Consider the following 20408-nt stretch of genomic DNA (forward strand, 5'->3'; position numbering starts at 1 on the left):
CTAACGCGTCGCGATGAAGCACATGCCGAACCGCGTCGCAGGACCTGTCTGACAGGACAGGTTCGCGGCGCAGGTCCATGTCGAAAAGCTCTTGTCGTTGTCGGCGGCGTCGGCGCGGCTCGCATAGCAGTGCCCGCCCCAGCCGTCATTGTAGACCGTGCCGGCGAGCTCATCGCTGCCGCGCAGCTGCGGACGGCTGGCGAAGCCGCGCGAGAAATCCGGTGCGCGGCCGTCGGCGATGGCGGTGAGGATGTCGCGGCGGCGAACCTGGTCGCCGAAGAAATGCGGCGAACCCGGCACCACGACGGTGTTGGATGGCTGCTCCGCCATCCAGTCCACGCCGGGGAAATGGAAGCCGCCGATGCCGCGGGTCTGGTGGCACCCCCCGCAGCTCGAATCGTTCAGGCGGCGCTCGAAGCCGGCGACCGACTGGATGTTCTGCAGCTGGATGCCCTGCGCCGCCGCCTTCGCCAGCGCGCCGACCACGTCGGTCTCGGTGAACACCGCTCCCTGCCCGGCCGCCTCGCTCTGCACCAGTCCATAGGCGGGCAGCATGTCGGAATTGACGAAACCCGTCGGGGTCGGCGCCACCGCGACCTTGGCCAGGAACTTGTCGGGGATGACTGCCATGCCGCGGTCGAGCTCGCCGAGATGGACGGGATCGAGCAGCCACGCCTTGAACTCGCGCGCGAGGCCGGCATCCGCCAGCAGCCGGTCGCGATCGATCTGGTCCTCCAGCACCGCCTCCTCGAAGGTCGCGCTGGTGGCCTGATAGTCGAACACCTTCATCATGTAGTCGGTGCGGAAGTCGCGGATGGCCGATTTCGGCGCATGCGCGACCTGGAGGTTGGTCTCGATGCGGTGGATGTTCTCCGGCCGGATCAGCGCCAGCGGGCCAGCCGGCTCCGAAAGCTTCGCCGCAAGCTCCGGTCCCGTCAGTTGCAGATCGGACGTCGCCAGCCAGCGCCTGGCAATCTCCGCACAGCTCGGCGTGTTGCTCTTCGCCTCCGCGTCACTGCGCGCCTTGAGCACGACGTTGAGCGTCATCGGCAGCCGGGGCGAGGCGATCTCGCCGCCCTTGGCCTCCGGCGGCGTGGTCCGCGTCAGGCGGTACAGCAGACGCACCTCGCCGCAATGCTCGGGATCGACGAAGGCGCGGTCCATCCGGTTGACGACGCCGGCCAGAACGAAGCGTGCATCCGGGGAGTCGAGCATGCTGCGATCGAACAGCTGGAAGGCGTAGGAGGTGCCGACGCCGATGCTCTCGTTCGGCAGGCTCGCTTTGTGCTTCTCGACATAGCGGTCGAACTCGGCCTCGAGCGCCTTGCGTACCGGCACCATGGACGGCAGCCCGAACAGCGCGGCGCCGGTCAGCGGCGCCTCATTCGCGGCCGCGGGCGCCAGCATCCGGCCGAGACCGAACGCGCCCTTGTCGAGCGCGCGCAGCGCGAACGGCTCCAGGATCGCGGTGCCGCGCTCGAGCGGCGCGCGCTCGTCCGCGTGTGCGAGCGAGCTGCAACACAGCATGGCCAGGCCCACTACCAACAATCGCACGACGCGCCTCCTGTTTCGCAACCGACCGCGCAGACCACGCCATCGGCTGAGCCGCGCGCCGGCTTGCTACCGGCCGAACATAGCCGAAAGGCGGCAGCACCGGCCAATTGTGCGACGAGGCGCCTCACGTCGCGGTGAGGCGCCTCGTCGGATGGGTTCACGCAGATATGGTTGGTCAGCGCGCGACGACGAGCCCCTTGGTCGTGACCACCACCCAGCGCCCGTCCTGCTTGCGGATGGCGTCGACCTTGCCGAGGCCGGGGACGGGATCGCCGGCATAGACCTCGTAGAGGCCGCCGCGACCTTCAATGAGGGCGCCGCCGCGGCCGACGTCGCGCAGCACCCAGCCTTCGACGACCTTGGGCTTGGCGGCCTCCGCGCGGCTCGCCTCTGCCCTCACCGTCTCGGTCCGGGCAGATTCGGCGCGGGCAGCTTCGGCCCGGCCCGAATCCGTCCTGGCCGGCTCGGCCCGGCTCGCCTCCTGCCGCATCGGCACACCTGACGGCGGGGCCGCCGCGTTGATCGCGCCGACCGCCTGGGGCACCGACGCCGTGTTGTCACGCGCCGTCGCCTGCGAGGTGGCAGACGCCTGCGCCGCGCGCAGCCGGTCCACCGCCTCGCTGAGCCGCTGCAACTCGCTCGGCTTGCCCGACGACTTGGTCGCGAGCTCACCCAGCACCTTTTCGAGCCGGTCGAGCCGCTCGGCCGATTTGTTGAGCTCGACCAGGCTGGTCTGATTGGTCTGATCGAGGCTGGCCTTGAGGGTGGCGATCTCGTTGTCGATGCGCGACACCGCCGCACTCATGGTCGGATCCGCAGCACCGCCGGCCGACGTCTCGGCCATGCCGCCGCCGGTGCGATCGATCAGGGTGGCCGTCACGACGGCGCCGGCGACACCGCCGACCACCATCGCCAGCAGCACGATTGCGGCGACTGCCGGAAGCCCGAAACGCCCGGTCATCGCAGCGGGAGGCGACCCGGCCTTGCCCGGTTGCGGCGGCAGCGCCGCCGCGGCGGCCGCGATCGTCGCAGCGGGCGGAGCCTTGGACGGTCCCATGGACGGTCCCTTGGACGCCGCCTCGGACTTGGACATCGCGTCGAATTTGAACGGCTCGGCCTTCAGCTTGCCCTTGGCCCAGGCGGCGGCCTTGTCCACGGCAGCTCCGGCCAGACCCGCTTTGCTGACCGGCTCGGCAGCCGTTTCGGCCGCCCCCGCCGGGGGCTTGGCGGCCACATCGGGCTTGATCGGCGCCTCGGTCTTCACCGCCGGCTCCGGCTTCGCGGCGAGCTCGGGCTTAACCGCCGCCTCCGACTTGGCCATGCCATCAGCCTTGGCCATGCCGTCAGCTTTGGCAGCCGGCTCAGCCTTGGCAGCGCCCTCGGGCTTGGCTGCGGCAACCGCCGGCTTGCCCGGCGCTTCCGACCTGGCTGACACGTCCGTCTTGCCCGCGGCGTCCTGCTTCGGCGCAGAGGCGCCCATCGGGCCGATCTTCGGCGCGTTGGCCGCCAGCGCGGACAGCTTGGGCGTCTCCACCTTGAGCAGATCGCCCGCCGCGGCGACGGTCTTGACCGGCTCCGACTTGACCGGCTCGGTCCTGATCAGGTCCAGGATCGTCGACGGCGATTTGGCTGCGCCCGGATTCGAGATGCTCTGGCCGGAGTTGACCTTGATCGGGTCGGACTTGATCGCATCCGCTTTGGCCGTCTCCGGCTTGACCTTGTCCGATTTGGTCTTGTCGGACTTGACCAGATCGAGCCGCTTCGGCTCGGGCTTGGTCGCCTCGAGCTTGGCCACCTCGAGCTTGGCCACCTCGAGCTTGGCGGGCTCGGCCGGTGCCGGCTCGACCTTGACGGCCTCCGCCTTGATCTCCTCGACCTTGGCAGGCTCGACGTTGGTCTCCGCCTTCGGCTCGGAGGTGGACTCGGCCTTGACAGCGTCGGCGGCGACCGGCTCGGGCTTGGCCAGCGGCGTCGCCGCTGAAACGTCGGTGGTCAAAGCCTTCACGTCGGCAGCCTGACGGTCCGCCGTGGGCGCCTCGTGATCGGGCGAGATCATCGCCTGCGCGGCCGGAGCGATCGCCGGCACGGCGGCATCGGCAACGTCGGGGGACGCAGCGGTCCTCAGCGCCGGCTCAGCGCTGGCCACGCCAGGACTTGCAATGCCGAGGCTGGCTGTGCCGAGGCTTGCAGTGCCAAGACTGGTCTGTTCGGCCTTTTGCTCGCTCACGATCAAGTCTCCAGATGACGTTCAGCCCTTGGTAACCTTAGTTAGCGTTTGATTGATTGCCAAAATCTTACTTTTGAAGGGCTTACCTGAGTTTTAGGGATTCATCCGGGGCGGATTTGCGCCGACAAAGTGGAGCAGGTGTGGCAGGCGGTGCCCGAATAATCATCGTTAACCGGACGCCCTATCAGGACACGGCAGGCTGCGCTCCCGCGGCACGTCTTCGCGCCCGAGCTCTCGGCAGCGTTCTCCCTCCTCAGATCGGAGGGCGCAGGGAAGGCCGAGCCTCGGCTGAGGCCCGTGGCCCCCGTGCGGAAAAAATGCACGGGGCAGGAACCACAGGTTCAGCCGGAACGACCCGGCCTTCCCTGCGCGATGGGCTTACGGCTGCTTCGTAGTCTCCCCGGTGCGCCGGGCTTTCTGGTCACCGTCATCCGCACGAGGCGAAGCCTGCATGCGAACTTGGCATCGGCATCGGGATGCCAGGACCCTACGACTTGACCGTCCGTACCGCACTTGCTCGCCGGCCCGCTTGCGCAGAGCCCCAAGCCGATACGGCCACCGCTCCCCGCTGCTACGCCTCGTGACGATCGGCCGAAACGTCCCTCTTCATCGCAGGCGGGATGGCCGGGATCATCGTCGTGATTTGCCCGACGCTACAAGCCGGCAAGCGTGCGACAAACTGGCTCGACGGGCAGTTTGCGCATGGTGGGGATGCGGGAATTGCCCGTCGGGTGAGTGGGAGTGAGGGCAGGTTGACGTTCGTCGCGTTTCACGCACTGTCACTACAATATCTCGTAGCCTGCGCCCCCGTGCGCTCGTCGCATAGAACATGACATGCTTACCATGGCTGCCATGCCGACCTTCTCGTCGATAGCGACCGCCGTGACCGTCGCGGCATCAATGGCAATGGTGGTGTCAACCAGCGCACTCGGGGCATGCAAGACGACGCTACGCGGAGAGCTGGTGCGCTCGGCAGAAGATGAAGCTCGCCGGGAATATCGAGTCTCGCCTTCGAAGTTCCTGTTTTTCTCGCTCGACGAGCCCGTACAGAGAAGCGGATCAAGGCGTGAGGAACGATTTCAATATTTCGTGGTCCCCAACGCGAGAACGACCTTTCCGATTCCGTTTTCCCTCGACATCGACTCTCCAAAAGACTGCCCGAGCAAGCTCAAACTGACCGTGCAAGGCGACGACAACCCGATTTCTTCAACGTCATCAGACAAGGAAATATTGCCCCGCGATTTCTCGGCGTGAAGACGATCCGCCTCGACAACTACGAAACGATACCTGTTGGCGGACCGACCTTCTGAATGCGGCCCGGAAACGCTGATCACACGACTGGCGAAGTGCGCGATTGCGCGGTGCCGAAGTTCTAACTGATTGCTGCCCGCGGCCCGCCGAAGATCACCTAGATCGCGGCAACCGCGCCGGCGAGCAGATCCCGTACCTGCCCCGCCACACGGATGAGTTCAGTGTTCTCGATCGCTTGCATCGAGGCCACCGGATCGATGGCACTGACCTCAACGCCGCCCTCAACCTCCCGCAGGATGACATTGCAGGGAAGCATCGCGCCCACCCGTGGTTCGATTCCGATTGCCTGATGCGCCATCTTTGGGTTGCACGCGCCAAGAATTCGGTACCCTTTCATCTCGACATCGAGCTTCTTTTTCATCGTCGCCTTGACGTCGATCTCGGTCAGGACGCCAAAGCCATGGTCCGCGAGCGCCTTTCGCGCACGGGCATCGACTTCGTCGATGCTCGCCTCGGAGATCATCCGATTGATTGTATAGGTCATGGCTCATCCACTTCCAGGTTGGAGGGGGTGCTTTCGCGATTCCGACGCGACGTCTCTTTGACCGCTTATCTTGCTCTCTTCCGGTCAATGCGGATACTGCCGAAATCGGCAAAGTCTACATAGACTTGGCACGTCGGCCGCCAAAGCGATGACCTGACACGGCAACATCGAAGATCGTCATTGTCGACTGATGAACTCTTCGATCGCCTTCCCAGTTCCGACACCACTATTCTCTCTATCAAGCACAGGCTCGAGACGAAAAATCAAAAAACGATCCTCGGAGCGGAAAATTGATCCGCGGGAGCTGGCATGTCGCGCCTCCATTCGTATCCCGAATCACATCCCGTCTCGCGCATCGGCTGGCTGCGGGCGGCAGTGCCGGGCGCCAATGACGGCATCGTCGGACGCACGGACGTTCTTCGCCGACGCCGACTTTGCGCACTACCGCGACCTCCATCGCCGCGCTGCTGACCCAGGCTCCGGCCGAACGCATTGGCCGTCCGCTTCAGCGACCGCTTTTTCTTACCTGCATCGAGAAGATGACGGGCGCGCGCTCAAGTCCGGCGAGGGCGGGACGAAGCCGGCGGACTGCTGGGCAGGCAGAACGCAGGTCCGAACGTGGGGGCGCCCATGAGATTGGAACGACGCTGACAGTCCACCACCGTCAGCGAAATCGCCTCCAGCCGGACAGCAACTAAAGATTCTATTATGAACCGTCCCACCGCGCCGTTTTCGATGAACGCTCTGGTTGCTTTCGTAGACTAATACTCTGTCTTCGGACTATTTTTCATCACCAGAATTTCTAGGGGAGCGCTCATGCGAAAGCTCATTTCTTCGATCGGTTTTTTGTGCGCCGCACTTTTGATCATGGCCTCGTCAGGCGCGCACGCGCAGGCGACGCGGACCTGGGTGTCCGGGGTCGGCGACGACGTCAACCCGTGCAGCCGGACGGCGCCCTGCAAGACCTTCGCCGGCGCGATCTCGAAGACCGCGGCCGGCGGCGAGATCGATGTGCTCGATCCCGGCGGCTTCGGCGCCGTGACGATCACCAAATCGATCACCATCGACGGCGGGGGGACCATGGCCTCGATCCTGGCGTCGGCGACCAACGGCATCAACGTGAATGCCGGCGCCAACGACGTCATCATCCTGCGTAATCTGAGCATCAACGGCGCCGGCACGACCCTCGGCCTCAACGGCGTCAATTTCCTCGCCGGCCGCAAGCTCGTCATCGAGAACTGTACGATCGAGAACTTCTCTCAGAGTGCAATCTCGGTCGCGCCGTCAGGTGCGGCGCAGGTGGTGATCGCCGACTCCTCGCTGAAGGCGTCCGCCTTCGGCGTCACGGTCTCGACCGCGAATTCGAGCAGCGCGATCAGCGTGCTCGTCTCGAACACGAGGACCATCGTAAATGGCAATGCCGGGATATCCGCGACGGTCCCGGCGGGAAAGCCGGGGATGGGCGTCTTTCTCGACCGGCTGGTCTCCGAGTTCAACAACACCGGGGTTCTGGCAAGCGGCAGCGGCGCCATCGTGACGTTGGGAAATTCCGTCATCCAGGGCAATTCCAACGGCGTCGTCCAAACCGGCGGCGGCTCCGTCTCGTCCTTCAAGAACAACGCGATCAGCAACAACGGCGTCGACGGCACGCCGCTCGCGGGGATCAGCCTGAACTAGCGACGCCGCTGCGGGAAGCCCGAGGTTCGGCGATCCCAGCCTGCCAGACGATGTGCAATCGCTTCGGCGAGGTCCCGCTGCCGGCGGGACCTCGCTCGATTCCAGCGATGGCCGGCGCTCAGACGCCGGCGGCGGCCGCGTGCTGGGCGGCCATCTCGGCATCCGCGGCCGTGACGCGCTGGAACGCCGGACGCTGGGTGATGCGCTCGGCGTAGCGCACGAACACGTCCTTGCGCGGCACCACGCCGAACATCATGGTCCAGTTGAAGGCGACGCCCCACAGCACGTCGGCGGCGGTCATGCGCTCACCGAGGAGATACGGCCCCTTGGCGAGCTGCTGCTCCAGCGCCCCCAGCATCGTGTCGTAGTCGGCATAGGGCGACTGCGTGACCGGCGCCGGCTCGCGCTTCATGAAATGGTCGATCACGGCCGGCTCGAACGAGGCGCCGTAATAGGCGATCCAACGCAAATAGGGCCCGCGCAGCACGTCGTCGAGTGCCGGCGTCAGCCCCGCCTGCGGAAACAGATCGGCGAGATAGATGAAGATCGCGACCTGCTCGGTCACGATCTGGCCGCGATGTCCGATCGTCGGCACCTTGCCGAGCGGATTGACGGCCAGGAACTCCGGCTTGCGCTGCTCGCCGGCCTTCATGTTGAGGACATGCAGATCGTAGGGCGCGCCGAGCTCTTCGAGCAGGACGCGTGTGCCGGCGGCGCGGGTCTGCGGTGAATAATACAGCGTGATCTTGTCGTCGGCGGTCATGATGGTCTCCTCCCATTGCCGGCTGCGGTGGCGGGCTTGTCGCACACCATACCTGACAAGGCGTGTCAGGTATGTTTAAACAACGGCATGCGCGCCAGCCGTCTGCTCTCCATCCTCACGACCCTGCAGGCCAAGGGACAGGTCACCGCGCCCGAGCTCGCGGATGCCTGCGAGGTCTCGGTGCGCACGATCTATCGCGACATCGACGCGCTCTCCGCCGCCGGAATCCCCGTCTATGCCGAGCGCGGCGCCGAGGGCGGGTTCCGCCTGCTCGACGGCTATCGCGTGCGGCTGAACGGACTGTCGCCGGCGGAGACCGACGCGCTGTTCATGGCCGGCCTGCCCGGCCCGGCCGCCGCGCTCGGGCTCGATGGCGCGATGAGCGCGGCGCAGAGCAAGCTCGTCGCGGCGCTGCCGCCGAGCCATCGCGCCAATGCCGGCCGGATGCAGGCGCGGTTTCATCTCGATGCGCCCGGCTGGTTCGGCGAGGCCGAGGAGCCGGTGCATCTGCGCGCCATCGCCGATGCGCTGCTCGCCGACCGCCAGATCGACATCCGCTATCAGACCTGGCGTGCCGAGAAGCGCCGTCGCGTCGCGCCGCTCGGCCTCGTGCTCAAGGGCGGCAGCTGGTATCTCGCAGGAGGGGTCGAACGCAGCGTGCGCACCTACCGGGTCGCGCGCATTCTCGATTGCACGGTGACCACCGAGAGCTTCGCGCGGCCGGCCGATTTCGATCTCGCCGCTTATTGGCGCGCCGCGACGGAGCGGCTCGAGGCGGAGATGCATCCGAACGCAGCGACCGTGCGCCTGTCGCCGCGCGGCGTGAAGCTGCTGGAGGTGTGGAGCCAGCCTTACGTGCGCGCCCGCACGCGGCTCGCCGACGACGCCGATGCCGATGGCTGGCGCATCGCGACGATCCCGACCGGGACGACGCTGTGGCACGCGGCCGGCGAGCTGCTGCGCTTCGGCCCGGAGGCCGAGGTGATCGATCCGCCGGAGCTGCGGGCGAAGATGGCGGAGCTGGCGCGGGACATGGTGAAGCGCTACGGCGCAGAGGCGGCAACGGTGTGAGTTGCGGCAGAGATTCTCTCCGCCGTCATTCCGGGGCGGCGCGCAGCGACGAGCCCGGAATCCATAGCCACGAACCGTCCTGGGGCGCGAGATCGTGGTGGCGCTTCTTCGCCTCACCACCGCTCGGGGTTATGGATTCCGGGCTCGCGCGTTCCGCGCGCCCCGGAATGACGGAGAGAGCGTGGCCAATGATTGCGTGGCGTACGATGCTGCTGATGTCAGCGAAGGTATGAGATCGAGCTACATCACCACCGGCGCGTCCGGCAGCTCGTTGGTCTCGCCGGCGTGCGGCGGAAAATGTTTCGCGAGCTCGCGTGACACCGCGGCGATGCCTTGCATCACGCCCTGCTCGAATCGCCCGGCGCGGAACTCGGCCTCCATCGCCCGGCAGATCGTCTCCCAGCCGGCGGCGCCGACGCGCTCATGGATGCCGCGATCGGCGATGATCTCGACGTCGCGGTCGGCGAGCAGCAGATAGATCAGAACGCCGTTGTTGTGGGCAGTGTCCCAGATCCGCAAGCTGGAGAACAGGTCGAGCGCACGCTCGCGCGGCGGCTGGTTGCGCCACAGCGGCCGGCCGTCGAGTGCGCCTTCGACGACGAAGCGGAGCTGGCCCGCATGGACGCGCTCGCTGTCCTTGATCGCCTGCTCGATCCTCGCCAGGACATCCGGCGTGAAGACGCGCCTGAGCTGCCAATGATGATGCAGCAGATGCCGGCCGATCCGTGTGATGCTCATGTGGTTCCGCCTCACCAGCTGCCCGAGGCGCCGCCGCCGCCGAAGCTGCCGCCGCCCCCTGAGAAGCCACCGCTGCTCGAACTCCCGCTGCTCCAGCCTCCCGACGACGAGCCGCTCGACCAGCCGCCGCGGCGGCCGCTGCCCGGCCCCGCCATCGAGGCAAAACTGTCGGCAATGAAGGCGATGACGAAGCCGGCGATCGCCGACAACGCTGCCAATCCCGCCGATCCCACCATCACCCAGGCGATCGCGCCCATGGCGCCGCCGGTGGCCAGCGATCCCAGGAGGCGGCCGAGCAGCGTGCGCAGGATGCCGCCGATCACCAGCGCGCCGAACAGCGCCACCGGCGCGAACGACGTGATGGAGTCCATGTCGATATCGCCATGCGAGGCCTGCGGCTGCGGCACCGGCAGGGTCTCGCCATTGATCACGCCGATGATGCGGTCGATGCCGGCGTCAATGCCGCCGGCGAAATCGCCGGAGCGGAATTTCGGCGTGATGACCTCGTCGATGATCCGGCGCGCGGTGACGTCGGTGAGGCTGCCCTCGAGGCCGTAGCCGACCTCGATGCGCAGCTTGCGGTCATTCTTGGCGATCACCAGCAGCGCGCCGTCGTCGACCTTCCTGCGGCCGATCTTCCAGGCCTCGGCGACGCGGATCGAGAACTGCTCGATCGTCTCGGGCTGCGTGGTCGACACGATCAGCACCGCGACCTGGCTGCCCTTGCGGGTCTCCAGGTCCTTGAGCTTCTGGGTGAGACCCGCGACGTCCGACGCGGACAGCGTGCCGGTCTGGTCGACGACGCGGCCCGTCAGCTGCGGGACTGCGACGTCGGCCAGCACGATCGTCGCGAGGCAGACGAGCAGCGTCGCAAGCAGCGCCTTGACGGCCGAGCGCGCGCGCAAGATCGGACGCTCCGGCTATTTGGACGGCGCAGGCGACGGCGCGTTGAAGTCGACCTTCGGCGCGACCGAGATCTCGCGCTCGTTCTCGACGGTGAAGTTGGCCTTCTCCTTGTAGCCGAACGCCATGGCCGTGAGGTTGTTCGGGAAGGTGCGGATGCCGACGTTGTACTCCTGCACCGACTTGATGTAGCGGTTGCGCGCCACCGTGATGCGGTTCTCGGTGCCTTCGAGCTGGGACATCAGGTCGCGGAACAGCGCATCCGATTTCAGCTGCGGATAGTTCTCGGTGACGACCAGAAGGCGCGACAGCGCGCCCGTCAGCTCGCTCTGCGCGGCCTGGAACTTCTGCAGCGCGGCGGGATCGTTGACGACGTCGGGCGTGGCCTGGACGCTGCCGACCTTGGCGCGCGCATTGGTGACGCCGAGCAGAACATCCTTCTCCTGCTGCGCAAACCCCTTCACGCTGTTGACGAGGTTGGGCACCAGATCGGCGCGGCGCTGATACTGGTTGACGACCTCGGACCAGGCCGCCTTGACCTGCTCGTCATTGGTCTGGATCGCGTTGTAGCCGCAATTGGTCAGGCTCAGCGTCATGAGCGCCGCCAGCACGGTCAGCAATCTCCGCATCGCAATCTCCCCCATCATCGGCCGCCGCGCAGGAACATTGTCCGGGCCCGGCATTGCCTGCGCAGGATCAGATAGTCGACATCGCGGCAAAATGAAAGGTGGACGGCCTCACTTACGGCGGCCCGAACAACAGCCGCAGCTTGCGCCGGACACCGGGCGCCCGCCAGGCATCGCCTGCGAGCGCGATCCATTCGCCGAACACGATGCGGAACGGATTGTTGGTGGGCAAGCGGCCGCGGAGGCCGAACTGCAGCGGTTCGTCGCGAGGCGCTTCGGCGAAGGTCCCGAACATCAGGTCGAACACGATCAGCACGGAGCCGTAGTTGCGGTCGAGGCAGCTGTCGTTGACGGCGTGATGCGTGCGATGATGGCGCGGCGTGTTCAGCACCCATTCCAGTGGACCGAGATGGACGGGGGCGCCGGTGTGCAGGAAGAACTGGTAGAGCAGGCCCAGTCCGAGCAGCAGCATGATCGCCAGCGGCTGAAAGCCGATCCAGGCGAGCGGCAGGAAGAACAGGAAGGCGCCGGTCAGTTGCCCGGTCCAGCCGAGCCGGATGCCCGCCGAGAGATTGAAACGCGTCGCCGAATGATGCACCGCATGCGTGGCCCATAGCCAGCGGATCCGGTGCGAGGCGCGGTGGAACCAGTAGTAGCAGAACTCGACCGCGATGAAGAGCACGGTCCAGCTCCAGACGGAATCGAGCGGGATCTCGAACAGCCGGTGCTGATAGGCGAAGACCAACGGAAACGCCGCCACACCGCTGGTCAATGCCTTGGCGATGACGTTGCCGACCGCCACGCCGAACGATGCCAGCGTCTCCGCCGGATCGTAGACGTCCTCACGGCCGGCCAGCAGTCCGTAGATCAACTCGAGGCCGATGAAGACGATGGCGAGGAGCAATGGCCAGCCGGCGGCATGGTCGTCGAGAACGGCGCGCATGGTCGGCGTACTCCTGCACGATGACGATACTGGTCTCGTTGAAGGCCTGATGGTCAGGCGCCTACAGCCTGGTACGCGATTGCGGCGCGGGTCGCAGCGCGGCGCCGGCAGCCGTCAGAGCGTCGCTCGCGGCTTGCATCGCGGCGGCGCAGGTGTCGCTGAGCTGATCGGATTGGGCAGCGAGACAGCGCACGATGCGGCCCCCTCCCGGCCGGACGGTGGCACACAGCCGCCTCTGGTCGGCATGGCAGGCTGCGATGGCGGCCCGGACGTCAGGCCGCTGCAACGCCGGGCCGACGTCGATACCGCCGGCGCGCGCCAGGGAGGCTGCAAAGGCGAGCGTGGTCGCGAGCGCGCTCGCCAGCGACAGGCGATGGATCTTGCGCATGAGGTCTCCATGGGGTGCTCGAGATCTGCGGACGATTTGCGCCCGCCCGGCTCCGCGGGAGGTGCGGAGCCGGGGTCGGTCGCGTCAGCGCGTGACGGTGCTGCTGCGGCTGACGGTGCCGCCATACGGACCCGTCGTCGTTCCCGTGTGGGTACAGCTGCCGCCGGCGCAGGTCGTCTGACCGCTGTTGGTGACGACGCCACCGCGCGGGCCGGTGAAACTGCGGCTATGGCTGCAGCTGCCGCCGCCACAGCCGCCCGAGCCGGAGGACGACCAGGTGCCGCCGCGCGGGCCGACGCCGCCGCCGCTGCGGGTCCAGGCCTGGGCGCTGGACGCCCCCAGCGCCATCACCATCGCGGCGATCGCCGCGACCGCAATCGGGGTCCGAACTGAACTCATCTGTCTCTCCTGTTACTTCGACACCGCCTCATGGCGTGAGGAGAGCCTCGCCGATCAACTTTGCCGGCGGATTGCAGGAAAGAGCGGCCATGTAACGTTTTGTAACGGTCCCTGAGGCAGGGTTGCCCGATCACGCGAGGTGTTCTTAAAACGACCGGCATGGACCAGCGCCCCCATCTCCTGATCATCGAGGACGACATCGAGATCCGCAGCCTGCTACGCGACCATCTGGCGCGCGAAGGCTTCCGGGTCGATGTCGGCGACGGCGGCGCGGCGCTCGACCGCTTCCGCAACACCTTCGGCGATCCCGACCTCGTCGTGCTCGACATCATGCTGCCCGGAGAGGATGGCCTGTCGATCTGCAGGCGGCTGCGCGCGGCCTCACGCGTGCCGATCCTGATGCTGACGGCCAAAGGCGACGAGATCGACCGCATCGTCGGGCTCGAGATGGGCGCCGACGACTATCTGCCGAAGCCGTTCAGCCCGCGCGAGCTGGTGGCGCGCATCCGCGCCATCCTGCGCCGCGCCGAGCCGGCGCCGCTGGAGACTCGCCGCTTCCTCGTCAATGCCAAGCTCACGGTCGATCTGGACAAGCGCGAGATCGCGCATGCGGAGGACGGACCGCTGCCGCTCACCAGCGCCGAATTCGAGCTGCTCGGCTGCTTCCTGGTCCGGCCCAACCGCGTGCTGTCGCGCGATCAATTGATGGACTGGACCCGCGGCCGGCAGGCCGATCCGCTCGACCGCACCATCGACGTGCAGGTCAGCCGGCTGCGCAAGAAGATTGAGCGTGACGGCGAGGACGAGCTGATCAAGACCGTGCGCAGCGCCGGCTACATCTTCACCGGTTCGGTCAAGGAGCTGTAAGCCGTGCTCGGGCGCCTCGGCTTCGCCGGACGGCTGATGGCGATCGTGCTGTTCGCGCTGATCGCGCTGTGGGCGGTCGGTCTCGGCTGGCTGTTCCTCAGCGAGTCCCGCGAGGAGATCTTCAGGCGGCTGTTTCCGCTGCCAGAGCAGGTCAGCGCCATCGTTCAGCTGATCGAAAACGCAGAATCCGCGGAGCGCCCGCTCATCCTCAAGGCCGTCAGCAGCGAGCGGCTGCGCGTCACGCTGACCCAGGAGCGCCCCGAGCCGTCGGCCGAGACGATGCGCCGGCCGCTCGCCGAGCAGTTCCTGAAATTATATCTGCAAGCGCTGCGGCCCCGCGACGTCATTGTGCTGCGGTCCCGTGCCGGGCTGCCGCGCTGGCGCGACTGGCACCTTGGCGACTATTGGCGCAACGCCAGCCGCTCGGTGCGCTTTGCGGTGTCGCTGCGCGACCGCGACTATGTCGTGTTCGAAGCCAGTGGCGCCGCCGGCCCGCGCCTGTTCGGGCTGCCGCCCGGCTTCGGCGTCGGCCTGCTCGGCGCGCTGATCGGCATGGCCGCGGTGATCGCGATCGCGCGCGAGGCGCGGCCGCTGCGCCAGCTCAGCCGCTCGCTCGGCCAGTTCAGCAGCGATGCGACCGCGGTGCATGTGAAGCCGGCGGGCGCACCGGAGATCCGCAACCTGATATCGGCGGTGAACGACATGCAAACGCGCATCTCCGAGCTGGTGCGCGGCCGCACGCTGCTGCTTGGGGCGGTGTCACACGACCTCAAGACCTACATCACCCGGCTGCGCCTTCGCGTCGAGCGACTGCCTGAGCAGGAACAGCGCGACAAGGCGGCCGGCGATCTCGATGAGATGACCCGGCTGCTCGAGGACGCGCTGGCGGTGTCGCGCGGCGGCTTCGCCGCGATCCAGCGCCAGCCGCTCGATCTCACGGCGATGCTCATGGAGATCGTGGACGACCGGCGGCAGAGCGGCGCGCAGATCAGCGCCGAGCTCGGCCACGCGCCGCTGACCGTCCTCGGCGAGCCGACAGCGCTGCGACGCCTGCTCATCAACCTGATCGAGAATGCGTTGCGCTTCGCCGCGCGCTGCACGGTGCGGGTGCTGCCGGACAAGGCCGCCGTGATCGCGATCGACGACGACGGTCCGGGTATTCCGCCCGATGCGCGCAACGCGGTGTTCGAGCCGTTCTTCCGGCTGGAGAATTCCCGCAGCCGCAGCACTGGCGGCAGCGGGCTCGGCCTCGCCATCGTCAAGCAGATCGCCGACGCCCACGGCGCCAGCCTCGATCTGTCGACCTCACCGGAAGGCGGCCTGCGGGTGCGCGTCGCGTTTCCGCAGTCCGCCTAGACCCAAGCGCGGCGTCAGCTGCCTTTCCTGTCGCGCAGCTGGGTGACGAACATGTCCTGCCAGTTCGCCGGCTTGACCTTGATCGAGCCGACGCCATGCATGAACTCGGCGATCTTCAACACCCCCTCCGGCGTCGCGGAGAACCAGGTGTCCTTGTCCTGCAGCATCTCGAGCACGTCCTCCTTGGTGGTCTTCACCTTGGCAGTGCGGGCGTAGATCTCGGCGGCGGCGGCCTTGTCGTTGGCGATCAGGGTGCAGGCTTCGTCGAGCGCGTCGAGGAAGGCCTGCACGACCTTCGGATTGGCATCGACGAAGCGCTTCGGCGCGAACACGACGTCCATCGTCAGCCGTCCGAGGACGTCGGCGGAATTGGCGACGCGGCGGATCTTGGAATCCTTCAGCTCGATATAGGAGAACGGCGGCGAGGTGAAATGTGCCGTGATCTCGGTCTTGCCCGAGGTCAGCGCCGCCACCGCTTCGGGGTGCGGCAAGCCGACGGTCATCGGATCAAGCTTGGCATAGTTCTCCTTGCCGAACTCGTGGGCCGCCATCATCTGCAGCATGACCGCCGACAGCGAGGTCTTGATGCCCGGCAGCGCGATCTTGTCGCTCGGCTTGAAGTCCTTCAGCGACTTGATGTCGGGATTGTTGGTGTTCATCCACAGCGAGGTCGAGCTGAGCCCGCTGACCCCGACCACCTCGACCGCCGGGATGCCCTTGGCCTTGGCCCACAGGGTGATGAAGCCGGGCGCGCCGGTGCCGGCGATGTCGAGCGAGCCGGCCATCATCGCGTCGTTGATGATGTTGCCGCCGTCGAGCAGCTGCCAGCTCACCTTGAACGGACCGAGGCCGGCCTTCTCGGCCTGCTTCTCCATCAGCTTCTGATCCTCCATCACGATCAGCGGCAGATAGAGGATGCCGTAGCCCTTGGAGAGCCTGATCTCCTTGACTTCGGCCTGCGCGGCGGTGGCGCCGAGCAGCGTTGCGAGGCCGATCGCGGCGGTTGCGAGTGATTTGCTCCAGGACATGGTCGTCTCCCTCTCGTTGTTGTTGTGGTTATAGCCGATCAGTGCTGCATGCCCCAGCGCCGCACCGTCTTGCGCTCGATGGTGGCGAACACGACGTTCTCGATCACGAGGCCGATGATGATCACGGTGAACAGGCCGGCGAACACGTTCGCCGTCTCCAGCTGGTTGCGGTTCTCGAAGATGAACCAGCCGAGGCCGCCGGAACCTGAGGACACGCCGAACACCAGCTCCGCCGCGATCAGGGTGCGCCAGGCGAAGGCCCAGCCCACTTTCAGGCCGGTCAGGATCGCCGGAAAGGCCGCGGGGATCAGGATGAAGCGCACCAGCTTCAGCCCGCGCAGGCCGTAGTTGAGGCCAACCATGCGCAGCGTGTTCGACACCGAGCGGAAGCCGGAATGGGTGTTGAGCGCGATCGCCCACAGCACCGAATGCACCAGCACGAAGATGATGCTGCCCTTGCCGAGGCCGAACCAGATCAGCGCCAGCGGCAGCAATGCGATCGCCGGCAGCGGGTTGAACATCGAGGTCAGCGCCTCCAGGAGATCAGCGCCGATCCGCGAGCCGATCGCGATCGTGGTCAGCACGGCCGCGAGCGCGATGCCGACGCCGTAGCCGATCAAGAGCGTCTCCAGCGACACCAGGGTGCGCGCAGGGATGACGCCATTGGCGATGTTCTCAGAGAATGCCGAAAGCGTGTCGGTGAAGGTCGGAAACAGCAGGGGATTGCCGAGCCACAATCCATAGGCCTGCCACAGCGCGGCCAGCGCCACCAGGATGATGGCCTTGCGGACCGCACCGAAGCGGTAGATGCGTTCCAGCCACGACAGGCTCGCCTCGACCTCGACGTCGCCGAGGGGAGTCTCCGCATTGACGATTTCGGGGCGCAGCGCCAGCGTCTCGCTCATGATCTCTCTCCCGTCCCTCAGTGATGGCCGAACAGCATGTCGTTGATGCGCCCTTCGAGCGCGACCTGCTCGGGCGAGCCCATCGTGCCCGGCGGCACGCTGTTGAGCTCGGCGCGGACCCGGCCCGGATGCGGCGACAGCAGCAGGATGCGCGAGCCGATCTTGATCGCCTCCTCGATCGAATGCGTCACGAACAGCACGGTGAAGCGGGTGTCCTGCCAGAGCTGCAGCAGCTCGTCCTGCATCTTGCGCCGGGTCAGGGCGTCGAGCGCGGCGAACGGCTCGTCCATCAGCAGCACGTCCGGCTCCATCGCCATGCCCCTCGCGATCGCGACGCGCTGCTTCATGCCGCCCGACAGCATGTGGGGATAAGAATCGATGAACTTGGTGAGGCCGACCTTGTCGATATAGGATTTCGCCCGCTCCTGCGCCTCGGCCGCGCTGAGCCGGCCGCTCGCCGTCAGCGCGAACACCACATTCTCGCGCACCGTCTTCCACGGCAGCAGCTGGTCGAACTCCTGGAACACCATCATCCGGTCAGGGCCGGGCTCGGTGACGTCGTGGCCTTTGAGCCGGATGCGGCCCTCGGTCGGCTTGAGGTAGCCGCCGATCGCCTTGAGCAGGGTGGACTTGCCGCAGCCGGAGGGCCCGAGCAGCACGAAGCGGTCGGAATCGAACACCTTGAAATCGACGCGGTAGGTCGCCGTGACCAGCGTGTCCGGCGTCTTGTACTGGAGCGTCACGCCCTCGACGGAGAGCAGCGGATCGAACTGGGATGGTGTCTGATGGACGGTCATGCGTCCTCCCCTCTATGTTGCAGCGCGAAATTTCGCCTGGTGCACTTCGGCGCCCTTATGTGAAGTGATAGAGGAGGAGACTGACGCGAACCTGACTCCGGGACTGAGACGACGACCTTGCGCATCCTGCTGGTGGAAGACACGCCCGAGATCGGCGCCGCCGTGACCAGCCGGTTCGAGCGGATCGGCTACGCCGTCGACTGGGAAAAGGACGGCCGCACCGCGAGCGAGCTGATCGAGGTGCAGACCTACGATCTGATCGTGCTCGACGTGATGCTGCCGAACATGGACGGCTTTGCCGTGCTGAAGCATTTGCGCAAGCGCGGCCTGCGCACGCCGGTGCTGGTGCTGACCGCGCGCTCGGCGGTCGATGACCGCATCGGCGCGCTCGACCTCGGCGCCGACGACTATCTCATCAAGCCGTTCGACTATCGCGAGCTGGAGGCGCGCGCCCGCGCCCTGCTCCGCCGCGCCGCCGGCCAGTCCGACAATCTGCTGACCGTGGGGCCGCTGGTGATCGACCGCGCCGGCCGCACGGCGAGCGTCGCCGGCCAGCCGCTCGACCTGACCCGACGCGAGCTGACCGTGCTGGAGATCCTGGCCGCGCGCCCGGGCCGCTATGTCGCCAAGGAGGAGCTCGTGGAGCAGCTGTTCAGCTTCGACCAGGACCCGAGCCCGAACGCCGTGGAGCAGTTCATCGCGCGTCTCAGGCGCAAGCTCGCGGCAACGACCGTCGAAATCAAGACCGAGCGCGGCCTTGGCTATCAGCTCCACGCTTCGTGACCTCAGGACGTCGCTGCGCGCGCGGCTGCTGATCGCGATCGGCGCGATCCTGGCGGTCGGCGCCGTCGTGCTCAGCCTCGCGGCCTGGCAATATGCGGCGACCGCGGCGCGCGATGCCTATGACAAGCTGCTCGCCGGCGGCGCCGTGCAGATCGCCGAAAACATCTACATGCAGGGCGGCGTGGTGACGCTGGATCCGCCGGCGGCGGCGTTCGCGACCTTGTCGGCCTATGACCACGTGTTCTACCGCGTCACCGATCCGCGCGGCGTCGTCGTCGCCGGCTATGACGATCTCACGATCCAGGCACCCAAGAGCGCGCTGCGCGAAGGCGTGGTGTTGCGCGACGGCGTCTACCGCGACCAGCCGGTGCGCATTGCCGCTGTGGCGCGCCGGCTCGACGGCGCGCCGGGCGAGGGCTGGAGCGAGATCGTCCTGGCGCAGACCCTGCGCGCCCGTGATGCGCTGACCTGGGATCTCGCCTCCAAGGCGATCGGCCTGATCGCTGCGATGAGCCTGCTGGCGCTGGTTGCGACCGCGCTATGTCTCCGTCTCGTCTTCGCACCGCTGACGCGCATCGAGGCCGAGATCGTCAAGCGCCGCCCGGACGATCTCAGTCCGATCGCGATCACGCCGCCGCGCGAGGTCCGCGCGCTGGTCGGCGCCATCGACGGCTTCATGCAGCGCCTCGCCGAACGCATCGCGCTGATGCAGCGCTTCATCGCCGACGCCACACATCAGTTGCGGACGCCGCTGGCGGCGATCGATGCCGAGGTCGAACTGCTGACCGGTCAGACGAGCGATCCCAAGGCGCTCGACCGGCTACGCGGCCGCATCTCCGACCTCGCCCGCCTCACCAGCCAGTTGCTGGATCATGCCATGATCCAGCACCGCGCCCAGGCTCCGCGGTTTGCTGCGACCGACATCAACGCGTTGGCCAAGTCCGTGCTGTCGCAGAGCGTGCCGCTGTCGCTGGATCGCGAAGTCTCCGTGAGCTTCGTGGAATCCGACGACGATGTCGTCGTCGCAGCAGATGCCATCAGCCTGCGCGAGGCACTCGCCAATCTGATCCACAATGCGCTGGCGCATGGCGCGCGGACGCGGCTGATGGTGAAGGTGGAGCGCGCGCCGGCACACGTCACGATCATCGTCTGGGACGACGGCCCCGGCATCGCGGCGGACACACAGCAACGGATGCTGTCGCCGTTCCAGAAGAGCGACGGCTCCCACGGCTCCGGCCTCGGCCTCGCGATTGCCAACGAGGTTGCAGCAGCGCACGGCGGCAGGCTGGGCTTCAGCGGCGAAGCACGCGATTTCAGTGTGGTGCTCGAATTGCCGGTGGACCGCAAATAGCCGCGCCGACGGCGGTGCGCCCCCTCTCCCCGTTCTTCACGGGGAGAGGGTCGGGGTGAGGGGCAGCGGCACGGGGAGCGTCAGTTGGGACGCCCGCTCGAGTCTCTCCTCGATAAGGTGCAATCGAAAAGAAGCAAATAGAGCTTTGCTACTCGCACCACCCGTGTGTGTCCGACCGGGCTGATCCCTGACATTTTAGACCGGGCTGATGCCTGACAATATTCCATCATTGGTGGG

Annotated in this window: 19 protein-coding genes and 2 pseudogenes; 8 read left to right on the forward strand and 13 right to left on the reverse strand. The window is 66.9% G+C overall.

The features are described 5' to 3' along the window. Together QX108_RS16245 and QX108_RS33510 are read right to left on the reverse strand one after the other, a co-directional pair. Window positions 1–1545, reverse strand: a complete 1545-nt coding sequence (locus QX108_RS16245; RefSeq protein WP_315787065.1) for a hypothetical protein — start codon at window positions 1543–1545, stop codon at window positions 1–3. Between the two features lie 184 nt (window positions 1546–1729). Beyond that, window positions 1730–1912 (reverse strand): annotated as a pseudogene (locus QX108_RS33510) (hypothetical protein); the annotation flags it as partial. Window positions 1913–4624: 2712 nt separating this feature from the next. Between QX108_RS33510 and QX108_RS16255 the strand changes: the two are divergent. Next, a complete protein-coding gene (locus QX108_RS16255; protein ID WP_315799581.1) occupies window positions 4625–5035 on the forward strand; it encodes a hypothetical protein in 411 nt (136 codons plus the stop codon). Window positions 5036–5189: 154 nt separating this feature from the next. Here the strand turns inward: QX108_RS16255 and QX108_RS16260 are convergent, their stop codons facing one another. Then, complete coding sequence (locus tag QX108_RS16260; protein WP_315787051.1) at window positions 5190–5576, reverse strand: DUF302 domain-containing protein; 387 nt, start codon at window positions 5574–5576, stop codon at window positions 5190–5192. Between the two features lie 309 nt (window positions 5577–5885). Between QX108_RS16260 and QX108_RS16265 the strand changes: the two are divergent. Beyond that, a pseudogene (locus QX108_RS16265) lies at window positions 5886–5996 on the forward strand (VIT family protein); the annotation flags it as partial. A gap of 396 nt (window positions 5997–6392) precedes the next feature. Continuing rightward, the gene (locus tag QX108_RS16270; RefSeq protein WP_315787052.1) at window positions 6393–7253 is read left to right on the forward strand and encodes a right-handed parallel beta-helix repeat-containing protein; all 861 of its coding nucleotides are present in this window, start codon (window positions 6393–6395) and stop codon (window positions 7251–7253) included. Between the two features lie 118 nt (window positions 7254–7371). Here the strand turns inward: QX108_RS16270 and QX108_RS16275 are convergent, their stop codons facing one another. Then, a complete protein-coding gene (locus QX108_RS16275; RefSeq protein ID WP_172114755.1) occupies window positions 7372–8016 on the reverse strand; it encodes a glutathione S-transferase family protein in 645 nt (214 codons plus the stop codon). 87 nt (window positions 8017–8103) lie between these two features. Here QX108_RS16275 and QX108_RS16280 point away from each other — a divergent pair, with 87 nt between their 5' ends. Next, a complete protein-coding gene (locus tag QX108_RS16280; protein WP_315787053.1) occupies window positions 8104–9087 on the forward strand; it encodes a YafY family protein in 984 nt (327 codons plus the stop codon). Between the two features lie 240 nt (window positions 9088–9327). Here QX108_RS16280 and QX108_RS16285 read toward each other — a convergent pair whose 3' ends face one another. From QX108_RS16285 to QX108_RS16310, 6 genes are all read right to left on the reverse strand, one after another. After that, complete coding sequence (locus tag QX108_RS16285; protein WP_315724962.1) at window positions 9328–9825, reverse strand: TPM domain-containing protein; 498 nt, start codon at window positions 9823–9825, stop codon at window positions 9328–9330. Between the two features lie 11 nt (window positions 9826–9836). Beyond that, the gene (locus QX108_RS16290; protein ID WP_315787054.1) at window positions 9837–10730 is read right to left on the reverse strand and encodes a YgcG family protein; all 894 of its coding nucleotides are present in this window, start codon (window positions 10728–10730) and stop codon (window positions 9837–9839) included. Between the two features lie 15 nt (window positions 10731–10745). Further along, window positions 10746–11357: a LemA family protein gene (locus tag QX108_RS16295; RefSeq protein ID WP_172114763.1), complete on the reverse strand. Its 612-nt coding sequence runs from the start codon at window positions 11355–11357 to the stop codon at window positions 10746–10748. Between the two features lie 112 nt (window positions 11358–11469). Beyond that, a complete protein-coding gene (locus tag QX108_RS16300) occupies window positions 11470–12297 on the reverse strand; it encodes a sterol desaturase family protein (RefSeq protein WP_315787055.1) in 828 nt (275 codons plus the stop codon). A 61-nt stretch (window positions 12298–12358) separates the two neighbouring features. Beyond that, window positions 12359–12685: a hypothetical protein gene (locus tag QX108_RS16305; protein ID WP_172133996.1), complete on the reverse strand. Its 327-nt coding sequence runs from the start codon at window positions 12683–12685 to the stop codon at window positions 12359–12361. An 84-nt stretch (window positions 12686–12769) separates the two neighbouring features. Continuing rightward, complete coding sequence (locus QX108_RS16310) at window positions 12770–13033, reverse strand: hypothetical protein (RefSeq protein ID WP_172114800.1); 264 nt, start codon at window positions 13031–13033, stop codon at window positions 12770–12772. 210 nt (window positions 13034–13243) lie between these two features. Between QX108_RS16310 and QX108_RS16315 the strand changes: the two genes are divergently transcribed. Then, entirely contained in the window at window positions 13244–13951 is a 708-nt protein-coding gene (locus tag QX108_RS16315) for a response regulator (RefSeq protein WP_172114770.1), read from the forward strand. A gap of 3 nt (window positions 13952–13954) precedes the next feature. Then, window positions 13955–15307 (forward strand): ATP-binding protein, encoded by a 1353-nt coding sequence (locus tag QX108_RS16320; RefSeq protein WP_315787056.1) that lies wholly within the window; start codon window positions 13955–13957, stop codon window positions 15305–15307. Between the two features lie 14 nt (window positions 15308–15321). Here QX108_RS16320 and QX108_RS16325 read toward each other — a convergent pair whose 3' ends face one another. The 3 genes from QX108_RS16325 to QX108_RS16335 are packed head-to-tail and all read right to left on the reverse strand — an operon-like array spanning window position 15322 to window position 18037. After that, complete coding sequence (locus tag QX108_RS16325; protein WP_315787057.1) at window positions 15322–16335, reverse strand: ABC transporter substrate-binding protein; 1014 nt, start codon at window positions 16333–16335, stop codon at window positions 15322–15324. 38 nt (window positions 16336–16373) lie between these two features. Continuing rightward, a complete protein-coding gene (locus QX108_RS16330; protein ID WP_315787058.1) occupies window positions 16374–17240 on the reverse strand; it encodes an ABC transporter permease in 867 nt (288 codons plus the stop codon). A gap of 17 nt (window positions 17241–17257) precedes the next feature. Continuing rightward, the gene (locus QX108_RS16335) at window positions 17258–18037 is read right to left on the reverse strand and encodes an ABC transporter ATP-binding protein (RefSeq protein WP_315787059.1); all 780 of its coding nucleotides are present in this window, start codon (window positions 18035–18037) and stop codon (window positions 17258–17260) included. A gap of 117 nt (window positions 18038–18154) precedes the next feature. On the opposite strand from QX108_RS16335, the gene QX108_RS16340 reads away from it, so the two are divergent. Together QX108_RS16340 and QX108_RS16345 are read left to right on the forward strand one after the other, a co-directional pair. Beyond that, entirely contained in the window at window positions 18155–18820 is a 666-nt protein-coding gene (locus tag QX108_RS16340; RefSeq protein ID WP_315787061.1) for a response regulator transcription factor, read from the forward strand. After that, window positions 18795–20171, forward strand: a complete 1377-nt coding sequence (locus QX108_RS16345; RefSeq protein WP_315787063.1) for a sensor histidine kinase — start codon at window positions 18795–18797, stop codon at window positions 20169–20171. The genes QX108_RS16340 and QX108_RS16345 overlap by 26 nt, the downstream gene beginning before the upstream one ends. The last annotated feature ends 237 nt before the right edge of the window (window positions 20172–20408 follow it).

Source organism: Bradyrhizobium sp. SZCCHNR1002 (genome assembly GCF_032381435.1).
GTDB lineage: Bacteria > Pseudomonadota > Alphaproteobacteria > Rhizobiales > Xanthobacteraceae > Bradyrhizobium > Bradyrhizobium aeschynomenes.